Raw genomic sequence first — 16,847 nt, 5'->3', positions numbered from 1 at the left:
GACTGCGGCCCGCGCATGGCGGGCCTGCGCGCCCGTGTAGCATTTCAGCGTCCGCCTCCAGCGCCAGCGCCACCACCGCTTGCACCAGTGCCTGCGGCGCCACCAGTTCCCGTGCCGGTGCCGGGGGAACCGCCGCCCATTCCGGTGCCTGCACCGGTGCCGGTGCCCATGCCGGTTCCGCCTGGCGTACCGGTTCCAGGGGGTGTACCCGTCCCACTGCGAGTCCCGGTGCTACCCCGCGTGCCGTTGGACCCTCTCATATCGCGCGAGCCATGCGTGCCGCCGGTGCCAGTGGCGCTGCTCGTGCCATCCGTGCTGCCCCGAATATCCGGCGAACTGGCGCCACCGCGCCTGGCGCCCGGCGTGGTTGGATAGCCGGTTCCGGGTTCGGTGCCGGTGCCGCCGCCCGTGGCGGAGGAACCCGTGCTGCCAGGGCCCGCGGTGCCACCGGCGCCGCCTGGCGTGCTGGGCCTGGTCTGGGCAAGAACGGACGCGCTGAACAGCAGTACGGCCGCGGACGCGCACAACATCCTGGAAATTGACATCTCCGTCTCCTCATGACTGTCTGGTGACGCGGCGGTTGCCGCCCCCGTGCCGACGCAACGGGCATGCCACGGCGTGGCGCGCCTGCGATGGGCTGGCGATAGCACGGGCCGTGTGAAAGCTGCACCGGCTCCATCCCCCGGTTGCAAGGCCGGGGCGTCCAGAACCGTGGTCAGCACAGCCGGCCGATATAGCCCGGCAGTGTCCGGGCTTCTTCACTTTGGGCCAGGCGAAACGCGCGCACCAGCGCGGCCGCGAAGGACTGCTGCGAGTCCAGCGGGCCGTCGATGTGGCGCCGGAAGAAGTCCGCCCACCGGAAATCGGGATACGCCTCGCGGACCTTGCGGTAGCCGCCCGCCAGCTGCACGAACGCTTCGAGGCTGCGATACGGGTCGTCGCGCATGTCGTGGATGGACGCCGGCAGCTCGGTCAGCGGCCGGCGTTGCCCGTGCTCGTCATACGGATGCACCATGTGCTTCGCCACCATCCATTGCCAGAACGCGTGCGCGTCGAGCCGGCTCAGGTCACGGCGGACAATCGCCGGTGCGTGCGTCAGGCCCAGGTCGTGCCACGCGCGCACCCAGTGGTGATGATCGACCACGTAGGGCACCTGCTCCGGGCCGATGATCACATGCACGCGATGCCGGTCCAGGAACGCCGGCCTGCGCGCAGGCGCTATGCGGCGCGTCACGTGGACCTTCTGGGCAACGTGGTAGGCGCCTACCGTGATCTGTGTCGGATGCAAGGCGTCGAGCGGCATCATGAGCTTGCTGCCGTCGCGAAGGACACGGGGTTGGCGCATGCTGGCACGGCGTTGAGATGGCGCGGCGGCCCAGGCCGCCGTGCCGTGTGGCTCAACTCTTGTTAAGCGTGCGGTTGGGCGGCGTGTCCGCGCCTTCCAGGTGGCCCGCTACGGGACCCGCGCGTTCCGTCCCCTGGTTGCGCTGCACGCGCAGCCGGTTCTCGACCTCGTTCACGCCGAACACCGCCTCCGCGATTTCCTCGATCTCGTATTTTTCGCGCCGGGCCTGTACCGTGCCTTCGAGCACGACGACGCCATCGGAGACTTCCACCGAGACGTCGGAGACGTCGACGTTCGGGTTCATCGCCAGCCGTTCGCACACATCCTCGTGCACGCGTTCATCGGGACGCCGGTAGCCCTTGGGTCCGACCGGCCGCCGCACGGCACCCGACGCGCCGCCGCTGCGGCCGCGGTCGCCCGCATCGTCACGGTACACGCGCTGACCGCCGCTGTACGACTGGCCGCCGCTGCGCGAATCACCAAAATACCCGCCGCCATAGGCAGGCTGGCCGCCGCGCTGTGCGCGGTCGCGCGCCATGCCTTCATCCCAGTGCATCGCGCGGCCACCGCGCCCGCCTTGCATGCGGCGTGCATCGTCGCTTTCGCGGCCACGGCCGCTACGGCTGCCCGCGCCGGAATCGAAGCTGCCCTCATAGCTGCCCGAGTCGAAGCCGCCCCGTCCCCACTGCCCGCGCTGCGAGCCTTGAGACCCTTGAGAACCCTGGGAGCCCTGGGAGCCCTGCGAGCGCCGCTCGTGCTGCTGGTACCCGCTGTCTCGCGCAGACGGCTGGTAGCCGCCATAGGTGTCGCTGTAGGGATTGCCCCGGCCGCCCATGTCCGCGGCGCCGTACCCCTGTTCTCCCCAGCTGCCGCGCGGCTGGCCTGCCGGCGTGTCCTGCTGGTGCCAGGCGCTGCCGCGCGACGATTCGCCGCGCCAGTCCTCGCCCCACTCCTGGCCCCAGTCCTCGGAACCGCTGCCCTGGCCTTCATCGCGCCCGGCACCGTGTCTTTGCTCACCCTGTCTTTGCTGCTCCTGCCGCCCGTAGTCGCCGCCTTCGCTGCCGCTGCCGCGGCCCTTGCGGAAGTTGAACATGTCTAGCCTCCTTGCAATCGTGGCCGGGCGGCTGCCTCCCGCCCGACCGCATCGAGTACCAGCACACCGCAAGAACCGTGCCCCGCAGCCTTTGCGGCGGCGTGGCGGGCATCCCAACGGTAGTTCCTGCACACCGGCGTCGCGCTGCGGTAAGGATTTCCATGCGGTGTAAGGCTTACGGCAGCCTGCCTCGCTGGCCGCACAGTGACGCAGGGCCGCGCTGGCGGCACAAAACTTGCGCGAGGCCCGTCGAAACGCCGCTTTCAGGAGCACGCCATGTCGACGCCCAAAGACCTTCCTCCGCAACACCAGGACCGGCAGCCGGGCCTGGAGAGCCCCATGCACCCGCAGCCCGACAGCGGTGCCGATGACTATGTCGGCAGCGGCCGGCTCGCCGGCAAGGTCGCGCTCGTCACCGGCGGCGACAGCGGCATTGGCCGCGCCATTGCCGTGGCGTTCGCGCGCGAAGGCGCCGATGTCGCCATCGCGTACCTGAACGAGCACGCCGACGCGCGCGAGACCGTCAGGCTGGTCGAAGATGCGGGACGCAAATGCGTGTCACTGGCCGGCGATCTCGCCGACGGCAGCCATGCCGAGGCCGTCGCCGCGCGCGTGATCGACGCCTACGGCCGCCTCGACATCCTGGTCAACAACGCCGCCGAACAGCATCCGAAGCCGTCGCTGGAAGACGTCGACGCCGAGCAGGTGGAAGCCACGTTCCGCACCAACGTCTTCGCGATGTTCCACCTCACGCGGGCGCTGCTGCCGCATCTGAAGAAGGGCTCGGCCATCCTCAACACCACCTCGGTCACCGCGTACCGCGGCAGCGCCCATTTGCTCGATTACTCGGCCACCAAGGGCGCCATCGTGTCGTTCACGCGTTCGCTGGCGCTGCAGGTCGTCGGGCGCGGCATCCGCGTCAACGGCGTGGCCCCCGGCCCGATCTGGACGCCGCTGATCCCGTCCACGTTCAGCGCCGAAGAGGTCGAGGAATTCGGCAAGAAGACGCCCATGGGCCGCCCCGGCCAGCCGTTCGAGGTCGCCGCGGGTTTTGTGTTCCTGGCGTCGGACGCGGCCAGCTATATCACCGGGCAGATCCTGCATATCAACGGCGGCGAGGTGGTGAACGGATAGCAGCATCCGCTCCGCCGGGGCAGGCCAGGCGCTGCGCCGGCGGCACAGATTGATCGATTGCAGCAGGAGAGCAGCCATGTCACCGATCGTATTCGGACGGTTCGAGACCGTCGCCAGCGCCGAAGATGCCGCGCGCGCCCTGTACGCGCACGGTTTTTCCGTCTGGGACGTCTCGATCCTCTCAGCCGCGCCGGAGGCCCGGCACGCGGGCGTGAAGCCGCGCGTGGTGCTCGCGGCGTGCGTGCGCCGGGCCAATCCGTCGGTCGCCGCCGACGTGCTGCGCGAAGCCGGCGCCATGGACCTGGACCGCACGCAAGGCAACTGGGACGGCGGGCGCTGGACCGATTTCGACCCGGCCCTGCACGGTCAGCGCCGCGATGGCGCCCAGCCGGTGGCGCGCGAAGCGGTCGACTCCGAAAGCACCGGCAACGAAGACCCCGGCAGCGAACTGGAGCAGTACGTCGACCAGCAGCGCGCCAGCCATGACTAAACGGCGCAAGGCGATCGCCGAACTGGCACGGCTGCGCCCGACCCAGCTCACGCTGGGCTACATCCATGTGCGCGACAAGATCGTCGCGACGCGCCGCCACCAGGACCCCGGCGACCACGCCGCGCTGCGCCGCTTCCTGCGCTGCCACCGCATCAAGACCGTGATCGGTCCGGGGGGCACGCTGTTCATCGCCGATCATCACCATTGGGCCCGGGCATGGATGGAACTCGGCTATCGCCGGGCTCCCGTGTGCATCCTGCATGACCTGAGCAAGCTTTCCCCATCGGCGTTCTGGAAGCGCATGGATGCGCTCGGCTACGTGCACCCCTACGACGAACTCGGGCAGCGGCTGGGCGTCAGGGCGCTGCCCGCCAGCGTCATGGGCATGCGCGACGACGCGTACCGCAGCCTGGCGGCCTTCGCCCGCCAGGCCGGCGCCTATCGCAAGCCTCCCGATGCGGCCGGCGACTTCCGCTGGGCGGGATTCCTGCGCGAACGGGTGGCGGAAGACATGAGCTCGATCGGCGGCTTCGCGCTGGCGTTGTCACAGTCCATCCGCCTGGCACGCAGCAACGCCGCGCGCCGGCTGCCCGGTTACTGCGGCGCCGTGTCTGCCTGAGCATCCCGGCGCCCCCGATTTGCCGTGCCATGTCTGCGGCTGCACACCGGCCAACGTCGCCAGTGGCATCAATGCCACAAAACGCACCGGCATTCCGTTCCGATGACGCAAAAGTAGGAGCCCGGCGGACGGCGGAGGGGGGGCCCTGCCGTGTAAAACACAGGCATGGGTTCGCATCGGAGGTGCTTAAATGTCCAGCCAGAGTTGCTCCGTTCAGGTATTCCAGACTGAAGCCGGCCAGTGGTCAGTGCAATCGGATGCGCCCGGCGCCGACCTCGTCGACTACCCCACGCAGGGCGATGCCATCACGGCGGGTGTGCGCATGGCCATGGCCGAAGGCGCCCTGCTCACGATCCACGCCGCCAACGACGCCGGCGGCAAGAGCAAGAGCGAGATCGACTTCGCCGGTTGCCGCGCACCGCAGATGGCCTGACGGCGGCCGGCTCGCACGTTCCGCCTACTTCGGGCGTGGCGCAACCAGGTCGCCGCCCACGGCCGGCAACTTTCCTTCACGCCGCAGCTTGACCGCCTCCGCCACGGCGGCGCCGGCGTTCTCCGCCTCGCGCTGCACGCCCGCGTCCTCATCCAGCGCGCGGTGCGAGGTCGCATACGGCGTGTAGTAGCCGATGTAGCGGTCGAGTTGCGCCAGCGGCCCGGCATCGATCAGCCCCATCCAGCCGAGCCAGTCGCCCAGCGCGCGGCGCACGCTTCCCACGCCGGCCACGTCCCCATGCACGATCAGTCCGTAGACACGGCCGGCCAGATGCTTGGGGTAATCCCACCCCTTCAGCTCCAGCGCCTTGGCCTCCGCCACGGTCTTGCCATGCGTGCTGCTCGGGTCGGGATTGCCGCCATCCGCGCACACCAGCCGGTCGATCATCAGCTTGAGCGGGCTGGCCGCCTGGTACCAGTAGGTCGGCGTCACGATCAACACGCCATGCGCCGCGACCCAGCGCGGGTAGATCTCGTTCATCCAGTCGTTGACCTGGCCGAGCGCATGGTTTGGATAGCAGCTGCACGGCCAGTGGCACAACGGCATGGCGGTGGAAACGCAGCCCTTGCAAGGGTGGATATGGCGGTCCGGATCGGAAGCCAGCAGGCTCAGGTCGAGCGTATCGACCGTGATCCCCATGGTCTCCATGCGCGCACATGCCAGCTTGGCCAGACGCCAGGACTTGGACACTTCACCCGGGCAGGTGAAGTCATTGCGCGACGCGCAGATCACCAGCAGCACACGCGGGTCCGCTTTGGGATCGTCGTGGCGGCGCGCGGCGTCGCGCACGGCATCGCGCGCCTGGCGCCACTCGACGGAGAGGTCATAGCCCGGGTCCGCCGCGCCGGCACCGGCCTTCTCGGTGACGGGCGCCTTGCGGCCCTGGCTATACGCATCCCAGGCGATCGCCTCCAGCCGGTCGATCGACGCGTCTTCCTTGCGGAACGCCGGATCGAAATAGCGCGCACGAAAGCGCGCGCGGAATGCCTCGCGAGACATGAATTCGACGACCTGTCCCTTGCGTATGTCGTGCGCCGCATCGGCGCTGGCGTTTTCTTGCTTGGCCATGGCGGTAAGGGCCTCGGGTGTCGCACCGTGGCCCGGTGGGTTCATGTGGCGTCCTGCGAAGAGGCCGAAGCGCGCCCCACGCGAATCTGGTTGTCGATGTCCCGGACGCCAAACACCGTATCGACGACTTCCTCGATGCGGTACTTCTGCCCGCGTTCCCTGACCTTGCCGCTCAGTGTCACGATGCCGTCCGCGACAGCCACCTCGACCTCGCTCACGTCGAACCAGCTATGTGCCAGCCGTTCGCACACCTCGTCCTGGATGCGCCCGTCCGGGCGGTGATAGCCCTTGGGCCCGGAAGCCTGGCGCTGGCCGGCTGCGTGCTCGGGGCGCCCGAAGTCCATGGGCTCCCATGGCGCCGCGCCGGCGAACGGCACATAGCCGTGTTCACCCTGGCCGGTGTCCCGGGGCGCACGGCTGGCGCCCCACTCCTCGCGCTGGGTGCGCAACAGCCGTTCCCGGTCGTCGCCGTATCCGGAATCGTTGCCGCCGCCCTGGTGCCAGTCCCGGCGCGAACGCCAGTTCGGATCGCGCGGCGCGGGCGGGGCACTGACTTCAGTCGCTTCGGTGCGGGCGCCGCGACGCGGCGCGCCTGGCGAACGCGGCGATGTCGACCAGCCGTTGGCCGGTTGCCGCGCCCCGGCCTGCCAGCGCGGATCGGCGCCGGCGCCGCGCTGCCGGCTGACCGCCTCATCGTCAAAATTGTCTGGCGGGTCCTGGTCGGACGCGTCGTGGCGCCGGCGGTCACCATATTCGCCTCGGTTCATCGATCACTCCGGTTGAGTTGGGGTGGGCCCGGCGCCGGTGGCGCCGTCCCTTGCGCCCGACGTCGCCGCAAGTTCCATACCTCCGCGCTGCGCGCGCAGCCACGCCGCCTGCGCACCCGGGGCGCCGTGTGATTTACATCGCTACCGGGAAAACTTGCATGCGCCGCTCGGCAAGCCAGCAAGCCACCAACGCACCAAGGCGTCATCCGGCCACGTCACGGAACGCGGACTGCCAGTCGGCCACGAAGCGTCCAATGCCAAAGCGTTCGTGCGCCGTGCGCGCCGCCGCCTGCCCCCAGCGCGCCGCGAGCACGGGCTCCTCGATCAGCGCCCGCATGACTTCCACCAGGCTCTCCGTGCGCGTATCGACATAGCCATTGGAGCCGTTGCGGATCACCGTCGACAACTCCGTGGTCGCCAGCCCCACGACGGGCATGCCGATCATCATCGCCTCCACCACGGCGAGCCCGAGGCTGGTGTAGCGGATCGGGTGGAAGAAAAACCGGTATCGCGCCATGAACCCCGCGAGCTGATCGTTCGGGACCTCGCCCAGGCCACCGGACGCTTCCGCTTCCATGCCGACCAGGTCGAGCGCCACCATGCGCCGGGCTTCGGCAAACACATCCGCCCCGAGCCGGCGCCCGCGCCGGCCCAGGTGGTTAACGACGCTGATGCCGCGCGCGAGCGCGCCGGTGTACCGCACCGATGCGTCGACCACCACGCCATGCTCGATCACGCGCGTGGGCGTGACGCCGCTGTCCCACATCAACGCGTTGAACGGCGTCACATGCACGAGCAGCACATTCGGGTCCTGGACCGGATGAAGCGTGTTGGTGGGGTGCTCCTGCGGAGGATCGTGTTCGAGATAGAGCGTGGGCAGGTTGCGCTGCACGGGCGTGAGCAGCGCTTCCCGGTCGTGTTCATAGTGGCTGCGGTGCTGGTAGAGCACGCAGTCGAACTCCGTCGCGGCCACGCGCTCCCAGGGCACCTCATGCACATTGCGTCCCCACGGCAGCGAGCCGCCCACGCCGGCATAGCCGGGCGGATACCCCTCGCGCGTCACCAGGTAGAACTCATGCGGTACCTGCGACAGGTAGTACAGGTAATTGCCGTGGACATGCCACGTGAGGATGCGCAATCGTCTAGGCATGGTCATAGCTCTGCAACGCCAGCCCGAGCGCGGCGGCCTCAACCGCATCGACCGTGATCGCCGTCGCGCATTCGTGGCGGATCGGGCATTTCTGCCAGCCACAGGGGCGGCATGGCGGGTACGAGGCAAGCACGTGGTGCAAGGTGATGTCCAGCGGTGCCCAGCGTTGGCTGTCGCCGCCGCACGAGACCACCACGCTCGGCGTATCGAGCGCGGCGGCGAGGTGCGACGGGCCGGTGTCATTGCACAGCAGCAGCCGCGCATGCGCGATCAGCGCGGCCAGTTCGCCAAGCGCCGTGACGCCGGTGAGGTTCACCACGTCGCCACCGACCAGCGAGCACAGCCGGTGCGTCAGCATGATTTCGTCGGGCGCGCCGGTGACCACCACCTTCCAGTGCGCGCGCAGCCGCCGCGCGACTTCGGCAAAGCGTTCGACCGGCCAGCGGCGCGACAGCATCCGCGCGCCCGGATGCACGCAGATGTACTCGCCGCCGATCAGCCCGTGCTGCTCGGCAAGCCGTTCCCAGCCGGCATGGTCCTGCGGCCGCAGCGGAAACGAAAGGTGCGTGTCGACGTCCGGATATCCCAGTGCGCGCGTCAGGCCCAGCAGGCGTTCGATCTCGTTGCCGTCGGGCCATGGAACAAGCCGCTCCGTCTCGCCGGCCAGCCCCGCGTCCGCCGCGCTGGCGCAGAACCCGGCCATGGCCCGCGCGCCCAGCTGGCGCACCACATCGTTGCTGAGCGTTCCGCTGCCATGGAGCTGGATGGCAAGGTCGAACCGGTGGGCGCGCGCCGCGGCATGGAAGGCCGCCTGTGCCGCCCCGTCCACAGGCTGTTCGGGAAAGCCTGGCGCGCCCGGGAACACCAGCACCTCGTCGATCAGGTGCGCGAAGCGGCTGGCGAACTCGCGTGCCCACGGCAGGCCGATCAGCGTGATCTGCGCATCGGGCTCGCCTTCGCGCAACGCGCGCAGGGCCGGCACGGCGCAGAGCATGTCGCCGAGCTGCAGCGCGCGAAACACCGCGATACGGCGACCGGCGCGGCCCCACGCGGGGCTGGCAGACGGCAATGGCAGCACCGCGGCCTCGCCCAATCCCGCGCCATCGCCTCTTTCCATGTTCCTCAACAACAGCGGCGCGTTCATAGGAACCTCGTCTGGAAAGCTACCGCGCCGCGCAGGCGCCAGTAGAGTGACAACGGCGGAATCAGGATCGATGTGACGACCATCTCCGCGACATGCGAAGGCGTCAGCGCCGCCCCTTGCAGGCGGCGCCGGCAGAACATGGCGGTCAGCACCAGCCAGAGCGCCGCGGCCATCCCCGCAGCGCGCCACGCGCCAGCGGCCGCGGCCACCCCCATCACGGCCATGGCCAGCCCGATCACGTAGTACTGCCACGGCGGGACACGGCGGATCCGCGCCCGGTAAAGCGCGGGGTGCTTCTTGTAGAGCAGCGCATCGAAATACACCTTGGCCTGCGCGGCCAGGCTGCTGCCCCACGGCGCGGGACGGATCGGATGCACGACGACGGCGGCCGGGGCCCGGCCCACCGGCCCGACCTGTTCTTCGAGCCGGAACTGCAGGTCCGAATCCTCGCGCCAGGCGCGCGTAAAGCGCTCGTCGAACCCGCCCACGCGCACCAGCGCCTGACGCCGCACGAAGCAGTTGGCCGTCACGAACTCGGCGGTGGCCAGGCCGGCGGTGTCGCGCTCATGGTCGGTGGGCCGCGGCGGCGTCGGCACCACGGTGCGCCCGGACGCGGCGCTCCATGCGGGCCGGGACGCCAGCGTGCGGCGGCCTTCCCGCACCCAGGCCGGCGCCGGGATCGTATCGTCGTCGGTGAAGGCGATGATGGCGCCACGCGCGAGCCGGGCGCCCGCATTGCGCGCGCCGGCCGGCCCCTGCGTGTCTGGCACTGCGACGTAGCGCAGCGCCATGTGCGGATGTTCGTCCGCCAGTTCCGCCACCAGCTGCGCGATGCGCGCCTCGCAGCCGTCGTCGCAGACAATGACTTCGAACGCGCCGGCTTCGATGTCCTGCGCGCACAGCGCGCGCAGGCACCGCTCCAGCAGGTCGGGCCGCCGGTAGGTGGGGATGACGACCGAGACGGCAGGATCAGGCGCCGGCATCGGCCATCTCCGCTGCCGTGGCAGGCGTCGTAGCGGCCGATGCCGCCGGCGCGGCCGGCTTCTCCAGCAGGAACGAGCCGATCACCAGCGCATCGAGCGGCGAGGTCCAGAAGCACTCGACCGCATCGCGCGGCGTACAGACGATCGGCTCGCCGCGTGTGTTGAACGAGGTGTTGACCAGGATCGGCACGCCGGTGCGGCGCTCGAACGCTGCCAGCACGTCGTAGTAGGCGGCATTCTGGTCGCGACGGATGGTCTGGACGCGCGCGGTGCCGTCGACGTGCGTGACGGCGGGAATCCGCGCGGCCATGTCCGGCTTGACGTCATAGACGAACAACATGAACGGCGCGGTGCCGTCGCCGGGCTTGTCGGCGTGGAACCACTCGGCCATGCGCTCTTGCAGGACCACGGGCGCCACCGGCCGGAAATCCTCGCGGTCCTTGATCTGGTTCAGCCGCTGCTGCATGCCCGCGTCGATCGGCGAGGCCAGGATCGAGCGCGCGCCCAGCGCGCGCGGCCCGAACTCCATGCGGCCCTGGAACCAGCCGATGATCCGGTTCTGCGCGAGCAGCGCGGCGGTGGTCTCGGCCACGTTGTCCAGCCGCGTATACGGCAACTTGGCCCAGTCGAGGAAGGCCGCGATCTCGTCGTCGCCAAAGGCGGGGCCGAGGTAGGCGTGGTCCATCTGCCAGTGCCGCTGCGGCCGGCCGCGCTGCTCGAAGTCGACCCACAATGCCGCGCCCAGCGCCGTGCCCGCGTCACCCGCGGCCGGCTGTACCCACACCGCGTCGAACGGACTCTGGTCGCGCACGCGCGCGTTCATCACGCAGTTCAGCGCCACGCCGCCCGCCATCGCCAGGCAACGTTCGCCGGAGGTCTGCGCGAGCCACGTCGCCATGCCGACCACGGTTTCCTCGAGCACCTGCTGCAATGACCGCGCGATATCGAAGTGCCGGCCGGTCATGGCGCTGCCGCGCGCGCGTGCGGGGCCCAGCACGGCATCGAGATCAGCTTCGGCGACGCGGTAGCCGCCCGCGCCGTCCGGCGTCACCATCTCGCGGAACGTGTCGAGATAGGCTGGCTTGCCATAGGAGGCAAGTGCCATGACCTTGTACTCGTCGGACGAGTGCAGGAAGCCGAGATGCCGCGTGATGCGTTCATACAGCAGGCCGAGCGAATCGGGCAGGTCGATCTGCCGGATGCGGCGATACGCGCTGCCATCGAACACGCCGTAGCTGGTGGTGGCGCGCTCGCCGCGGCCGTCCATGGTCAGCACCGCGCAGCGCTGGAACGGGGCGGCCAGGAACGCGCTGGCTTCGTGCGCCATATGATGTTCGACGAAGTGCCAGCGGAACGGGCCGTCATGGCGCACGCCGTGGAACCTGGCCTGCAGGTGATGCGGCGCGCCCGACGCGAGTTGCCGCGGCGCGTTGACGATATAGGACAGGAACAGCGGCTCCCACGGCGCCGCCGCGCTGGCGCGGGACGGTTCCAGCGGCAGCGACAGGGCTTCATCGTCGCGACGCTCGCCGAGCAACAGCGCGGGATCGTAGGAGTAGGCGATGTGGTCCACATCGGCCAGCGCGATGCCTGCCTGCGCCAGGCAGTAGTCGATGGCGTGGTACGGCAGTTCCCAGGTGCTGAACGGCACCGGCCGCTTGCCGTGCTTGATGTGGGTGAAGCGCTCGTCCTCGGCGGCGGCAATCACCTCGCCGTCGCGCACGAGGCAGGCGGCGGAATCGTGGTAGGCGGCGTTAATGCCAAGCGTATACATGCGTCCTCTCCTCGACGGTGGAAACCGGCTGGCTGTCCGGCACCGGGTCTTGCGGCCATGGCATCGGGCTTTCGGCGGGGCTGTCTCCGCCGAGCAGCGCCAGCGCCGCGGCCACTACCGCTTGCGGGCCGACGCCGCGCAGGCAGCGGTGATGGCCTTGCGGGCACGTGCTCTTGTAGCAGTAGCGGCACGGAACGTCCTGGAACAGCGTGTGGTGCGGCACCTGCCATGGCGTGTGCTGCGGGTTGGTCAGCGCGTACAGGTCCACCACGGGCGTGCCGAGCGCCGCCGCGATATGCACGGGGCCACTGTTGTTCGACACCAGCAGGTCCGCGGATTCGAGCAGGGCCGCGAACTCACCCAATGGCAGCACGCCGGCCAGCGGCACGACGCCGGATGACCCGGCGTTGCGGCAGACGTCTTCGACCACCTCGCGCTCGGCTTCCGAGCCGGTCACGAAGACGGTGGCCCCCGTCTCCCGCGCCAGTTGGCCGGCGACTGCCGCGAAGTGTTCCGCCGGCCATCGGCGCGACGGCGCGGTAGCGCCGGGGTGCACCACGATCCTGGCTTTGCCGGCAGCTTGCAGGCCCCGTGCCGAGAGTTCGGCACGGTCCGCGTCGCGCACCGCAAACCGCAGTCGCCTGTCCGAAGTGTGCGCACCGACCTGCGCGACCAGGTCGAGCTGGCGCTGGGCTTCGTGTCGTGGCCGCCCTCCGGGGTCGGTCTCGGGCGCCCAGTCGCTGAGCAGCGCATAGGGGTTCTCGCGGCAGTGCGCGAGCCGCAGCGGAATTCCCGCCAGCACGCACAGCATGGCGGCGGGCAACGCGCTCTGGCTGTAGACCGTAAAGATCACGGCCGCGTCGAAGCGCCCTGCGGCAAGTTGCGCGGCGCACGCGCGCAGTCGCCGCGCCGATTCTTCGGGGCCGGGCGACTCGGCATGCCGCACCCACGGCGCGTCCCAGCCGATCACGTCGCTGACCATCGGCAGGTGCGGCGCGAGCCGGGCCGATGCCAATGAAGTCAGCAGGGTCAGCCGGCGCCCCGGCACCGCTTCGGCGAGTGCCTGCATGGCGGGCGTCGTCATCAGGACGTCGCCCATATTGTCCAGCCGGACACACAGGAGCCGGCGTGCGCGCGCCCACGTCGTCATGCCGGCCTCGCTACGAACGGCGCGGCCGGCACGTGCTCGCCGGCAACGATCCGCGCCGCATGCGCCAGCGTCGGCACCACGAAATCCGGCGTGCGCCAGGCCCCGCCGACCCATTCGGTTTCACCGCCGCAGTCGACCAGGATCGTGTTGCAGCCCGCGCGCCGGCCCGCCTCGACATCGTCGAGGATGTCGCCGATCATCCACGACGCCTCCAGGTCGAAGCCCAGCACCGACGCCGCCGCGCGCAACATGCCCGGCGAAGGCTTGCGGCAACTGCACGCCACGGCATACTGCGCCACCGCGCCTTCCGGATGGTGCGGACAGTAGAAGAAGCCCGAGAGCCTGGCCCCATGAAGTCGGAACAACGCCGCAAGCTTCCGGTGGACGGCCTGCAGTGCCTGCTCTTCAAAGCCGCCGAGCGCCACGCCCGGCTGGTTGCTGACCACCACCAGTGGCACGCCCAGGTCGCCAAGCACGCGCAGCGCGTCCCCGGCGGTGTCCGCAAGGACCATCTCGTCGGGGTCCACGTTGTACGGCACGTTCCGGAGCAGGGTGCCGTCCTTGTCGAGCAGGACGGCGCCCTTGCGCGTGCGGATCAGGGCCATGACGTCTCCTTCATCGGCAGGACCATGAGTTCCGGGATCACGGTCTCTTCCGGCTGCGTCAGCACGAAGCGCACGGCGCGCGCGACATTGGCCGGGTCCTGCAGCGTCGAGGTGTCGATATCGGGAAAGCGGTCGAGCAGGAACGGCGTGCGCATGCCCCCGGCGACGATGGCGCAGACCTTGATGCCATGCGGGCGCAGTTCGGCGTGCAGCGCGTGCGAGAAGCCCAGCACGCCCCACTTGGTGGCGTGGTAGGCCGATGCATTGGGCCATGCCCGCTTGGACGCGGTCGACGCGATATTGACGATGTGCCCACTGCCCTGCGCTTTCATCAGTGGCACGGCGGCGTGCGCCAGCAGATACGGCCCGTACAGGTTGACCATCAGCACGCGGCGCCACTGTTCGGTGTCGACTTCCTCGACCGGCAGTGTGATGTCGATGGCGGCGTTGTTGATGATGCCGTCGAGGTGGCCGGCCAGCCTGCCGCCGGCGCGTGCGATCTCCGCGAACAGCCGGTCGACGGCGTCGGCGTCGGACACGTCCACGCCGATGGCCTCCACGTCCGCGCCGGTTTCCCGCAGCGAAGCCGCGCACGCGCTCGCGCGCGACAGGTCGAGGTCGGCGATGATTACGCGCGCGCCGGCTTCGCCGAGTACGCGGCAGATCTCGCCACCGAGGCCGCGGCCGCCGCCGCTCACTAGGAATCGCTTGCCTTCCAGCAGTGGGTCTTTGCCCGCCATGTTATTTCTCCGGTGCGAGGGTCGAGGGTCAAGGGTCAAGGGTCAAGGGTCAAGGGTCGATACCAGGCCGCCCCGGGCGGCCGGACTGCGTGAGCCGAGCGAAATGCATGCCAGTGCGCGGCTACGGCCGGTGCGCGTGCGCGTGCGCGTGCCCGATCGCCGCCGCACGCAGCAACGCGGCGATGCAGCGCGCGAAGGCCTCGTCATACCAGCCGTTCGCGCCACTGACCGCCACGACGATGCCGTCGAGCACGATGCCACCCGCCAGCGCCATGTCGCCGGCGACGAGCAGGTGCGGGGATTGCGTGGCCACCACGCCGGAGTCGGCCTGGGTACGCCACGCGATACGCGCCTTCTCGCGCGCGTAATACGCATAATCGGCATCCCAGCTTTCCGGCGAGGGCAGCGAGTGTTCATAGAGGATTGCGTCCTCGAACGTGCCCGTGCCGAAGGGGCTGCATGGGTCCATCACGACGATATGCATGCAGCGGCTCTCGCCGACATCGCGGTCGGTGAGACTGGCAGTGAGCATCGGGAGGGCGAGAGCAACCGCGCGGCGCGCGGTCTCGGCATCGGCGAAGCGGGAGGTCATCGCGCGCTCCAGGCTAGGGTCGGGGGCCGCTATGATGCAACCTCTATGCCTGTGGCAGCCAAAAGGGTTCTGCGCGAATTGCGGGGGCATTGTGCTTGGCTGGCGCTGCTGTTTCGCCGGCGTAGCCGGCGAAACAGCAGCGCCTGCCAAGCACAACGCCCCCGCAGTTTCATCGAAGAACCCAACAAAAAAACCCGTCACCCCAAGAGAGACGCTTCTACATAAGCCTGGTAGAAAGCGCGACCGGGAACTTCAAACCCCCGGCACGGGGCTTGCCCGGCAGCGCACGCGTTGGTGGTCGGCCCGAGAACCGCTATAACGCTGCTGCTTCGGTTCCCTCGCATTGCGGCATCGAGGGCTTCCCAACAGCGCACAACACCTCTGGCATATATGCTGCAGAGCCGGGCTACCGATCCCCCACCCGACCGGAGGCCGCCATGCAGCGCATCGCCATGATCAGTGAACATGCCTCGCCGCTGGCGAGCATCGGAAGCGTCGACAGCGGCGGACAGAACGTCTACGTCGCGCATCTGGCGCGCCAGCTCGGCAAGAGCGGCTATCTGGTCGATGTGTTCACGCGGCGCGACAAGGCACTGCTACCGGACATCGTGACGTTCGCACCCAATGTCCGTGTGGTCCATGTGCCCGCCGGGCCTGCGGTGTATGTGCCCAAGGAGCAATTGCTGCCATACATGCCCGACTTCGGCGACTTCATGGTGGCGTTCATGCGCGGCGATGCGATCGGCTACGACGTGCTGCACGCCAACTTCTTCATGTCGGGCGTGGCCGCCATGCGCGCGCGCCAGGTGCTCGATATCCCGCTGGTCATGACGTTCCACGCACTCGGCAAGGTGCGCAGGCTGCATCAGGGCAGCGCCGACGGCTTCCCGGACAACCGCTTCGACATCGAGGACGACCTCGTGCGCCACGCCGACCGCGTGGTGGCCGAATGTCCGCAGGACCTGGACGACCTGGTCACCCTGTACCACGGCGATCCCGAGCGCATCGACATCGTCCCATGCGGGTTCGACGAAGATGAGTTCGCCCCGATCGAACGCGATGAAGCACGCCGCACGCTGGCGTGGGATGCCGACGCCTTCACCGTGCTGCAGCTCGGCCGCCTGGTGCCGCGCAAAGGCATCGACAACGTCATCCGCGCGATCGGGCACCTGCGCCATGGGCATGGCATCCAGGCCCGGCTGTTTGTCGTGGGCGGCAACGCCGACCAGCCGAGCGTGGCGGCGACGCCGGAAATCGGCCGGCTCCAGGCCGTGGCCGAAGACGCGGGCGTGGCGGACTGCGTCACCTTCGTCGGACGGCGCCGGCGCTCGCAGCTGTGCGGTTTCTACAGCGCCGCCGACGTGTTCGTCACCACGCCGTGGTACGAGCCGTTCGGCATTACGCCGGTCGAGGCCATGGCCTGTGGCGTACCGGTCATCGGCGCCGACGTCGGCGGCATCCGCTCGACGGTGGTCGACGGCGAAACCGGCTTCCTGGTGCCGCCGCATGCGCCCGAGGCGCTAGCGGAGCGGCTCGCGCGGCTGGCCTGCGACCGCGAGCTTGCGCGCGGCATGGGCATGGCCGGCCGGCAACGCGTGCAGGCAGAGTTCACGTGGATGCACGTGGCCCGCCAGATGGAGCAAGTCTATGCCCGCGTCGCGGGTGCCGAACGTCCGGCGCGCCGCGTGGCGGCCTGAGTG

At 69.5% G+C, this 16,847-nt stretch carries 18 protein-coding genes; 5 read left to right on the top strand and 13 right to left on the bottom strand.

Features of this window, described 5'->3' with window-relative positions; translation table 11 throughout:
- Positions 1-44: 44 nt before the first annotated feature.
- From ACIGJB_RS20650 to ACIGJB_RS20640, 3 genes are all read right to left on the bottom strand, one after another.
- Positions 45-545, bottom strand: a complete 501-nt coding sequence (locus tag ACIGJB_RS20650; RefSeq protein WP_483734154.1) for a hypothetical protein — start codon at positions 543-545, stop codon at positions 45-47.
- Positions 546-715: 170 nt separating this feature from the next.
- On the bottom strand, positions 716-1,345 hold the full coding sequence (locus ACIGJB_RS20645; RefSeq protein ID WP_483734153.1) for a ParB-like protein: 630 nt from the start codon (positions 1,343-1,345) through the stop codon (positions 716-718).
- A gap of 52 nt (positions 1,346-1,397) precedes the next feature.
- Positions 1,398-2,438 carry a BON domain-containing protein gene (locus ACIGJB_RS20640; protein ID WP_483734152.1) on the bottom strand — a complete coding sequence of 347 codons (1,041 nt, stop codon included), beginning with the start codon at positions 2,436-2,438 and terminating at the stop codon, positions 1,398-1,400.
- Between the two features lie 276 nt (positions 2,439-2,714).
- On the opposite strand from ACIGJB_RS20640, the gene ACIGJB_RS20635 reads away from it, so the two are divergent.
- The 4 genes from ACIGJB_RS20635 (at position 2,715) to ACIGJB_RS20620 (ending at position 5,114) form a co-directional block, all read left to right on the top strand.
- On the top strand, positions 2,715-3,572 hold the full coding sequence (locus tag ACIGJB_RS20635) for an SDR family oxidoreductase (protein ID WP_483734151.1): 858 nt from the start codon (positions 2,715-2,717) through the stop codon (positions 3,570-3,572).
- Between the two features lie 76 nt (positions 3,573-3,648).
- Positions 3,649-4,062, top strand: a complete 414-nt coding sequence (locus ACIGJB_RS20630) for a hypothetical protein (protein WP_483734150.1) — start codon at positions 3,649-3,651, stop codon at positions 4,060-4,062.
- Complete coding sequence (locus ACIGJB_RS20625; protein ID WP_483734149.1) at positions 4,055-4,681, top strand: ParB-like protein; 627 nt, start codon at positions 4,055-4,057, stop codon at positions 4,679-4,681. The genes ACIGJB_RS20630 and ACIGJB_RS20625 overlap by 8 nt, the downstream gene beginning before the upstream one ends.
- Before the next feature lie 190 nt (positions 4,682-4,871).
- Positions 4,872-5,114 carry a DUF2188 domain-containing protein gene (locus tag ACIGJB_RS20620; protein ID WP_483734148.1) on the top strand — a complete coding sequence of 81 codons (243 nt, stop codon included), beginning with the start codon at positions 4,872-4,874 and terminating at the stop codon, positions 5,112-5,114.
- 24 nt (positions 5,115-5,138) lie between these two features.
- Here ACIGJB_RS20620 and ACIGJB_RS20615 read toward each other — a convergent pair whose 3' ends face one another.
- The 10 genes from ACIGJB_RS20615 to ACIGJB_RS20570 all read right to left on the bottom strand — a co-directional run bounded on the left by ACIGJB_RS20615 (position 5,139) and on the right by ACIGJB_RS20570 (position 15,147).
- Positions 5,139-6,242 (bottom strand): flavodoxin family protein, encoded by a 1,104-nt coding sequence (locus tag ACIGJB_RS20615; protein WP_483734147.1) that lies wholly within the window; start codon positions 6,240-6,242, stop codon positions 5,139-5,141.
- Positions 6,243-6,283: 41 nt separating this feature from the next.
- A complete protein-coding gene (locus ACIGJB_RS20610; protein WP_483734146.1) occupies positions 6,284-7,009 on the bottom strand; it encodes a BON domain-containing protein in 726 nt (241 codons plus the stop codon).
- 202 nt (positions 7,010-7,211) lie between these two features.
- Entirely contained in the window at positions 7,212-8,159 is a 948-nt protein-coding gene (locus ACIGJB_RS20605) for a glycosyltransferase family 4 protein (RefSeq protein WP_483714101.1), read from the bottom strand.
- Positions 8,152-9,303 carry a glycosyltransferase family 9 protein gene (locus ACIGJB_RS20600; RefSeq protein ID WP_483734145.1) on the bottom strand — a complete coding sequence of 384 codons (1,152 nt, stop codon included), beginning with the start codon at positions 9,301-9,303 and terminating at the stop codon, positions 8,152-8,154. Before ACIGJB_RS20600 ends, ACIGJB_RS20605 begins: the two co-directional genes overlap by 8 nt.
- Positions 9,300-10,286 (bottom strand): glycosyltransferase family 2 protein, encoded by a 987-nt coding sequence (locus ACIGJB_RS20595; RefSeq protein WP_483734144.1) that lies wholly within the window; start codon positions 10,284-10,286, stop codon positions 9,300-9,302. Before ACIGJB_RS20595 ends, ACIGJB_RS20600 begins: the two co-directional genes overlap by 4 nt.
- Positions 10,273-12,060, bottom strand: coding sequence for a carbamoyltransferase family protein (locus ACIGJB_RS20590; RefSeq protein WP_483734143.1), 1,788 nt, complete (start codon positions 12,058-12,060; stop codon positions 10,273-10,275). Before ACIGJB_RS20590 ends, ACIGJB_RS20595 begins: the two co-directional genes overlap by 14 nt.
- The gene (gene waaF / locus ACIGJB_RS20585) at positions 12,041-13,210 is read right to left on the bottom strand and encodes a lipopolysaccharide heptosyltransferase II (protein WP_483734142.1); all 1,170 of its coding nucleotides are present in this window, start codon (positions 13,208-13,210) and stop codon (positions 12,041-12,043) included. Before waaF ends, ACIGJB_RS20590 begins: the two co-directional genes overlap by 20 nt.
- Entirely contained in the window at positions 13,207-13,815 is a 609-nt protein-coding gene (locus tag ACIGJB_RS20580; RefSeq protein WP_483734141.1) for a D-glycero-alpha-D-manno-heptose-1,7-bisphosphate 7-phosphatase, read from the bottom strand. The genes waaF and ACIGJB_RS20580 overlap by 4 nt, the downstream gene beginning before the upstream one ends.
- Positions 13,806-14,555, bottom strand: a complete 750-nt coding sequence (locus ACIGJB_RS20575) for an SDR family oxidoreductase (RefSeq protein WP_483734140.1) — start codon at positions 14,553-14,555, stop codon at positions 13,806-13,808. The genes ACIGJB_RS20580 and ACIGJB_RS20575 overlap by 10 nt, the downstream gene beginning before the upstream one ends.
- A gap of 121 nt (positions 14,556-14,676) precedes the next feature.
- Entirely contained in the window at positions 14,677-15,147 is a 471-nt protein-coding gene (locus tag ACIGJB_RS20570) for a hypothetical protein (protein ID WP_483734139.1), read from the bottom strand.
- A 437-nt stretch (positions 15,148-15,584) separates the two neighbouring features.
- On the opposite strand from ACIGJB_RS20570, the gene ACIGJB_RS20565 reads away from it, so the two are divergent.
- Entirely contained in the window at positions 15,585-16,844 is a 1,260-nt protein-coding gene (locus ACIGJB_RS20565) for a glycosyltransferase family 4 protein (RefSeq protein ID WP_483734138.1), read from the top strand.
- Positions 16,845-16,847: the final 3 nt, after the last annotated feature.

This window comes from Cupriavidus sp. C2SS-8b, from assembly GCF_057073745.1.
Note: the sequence above shows the minus strand (reverse complement) of the source record. Positions and strands in the feature narration are given on the sequence as shown.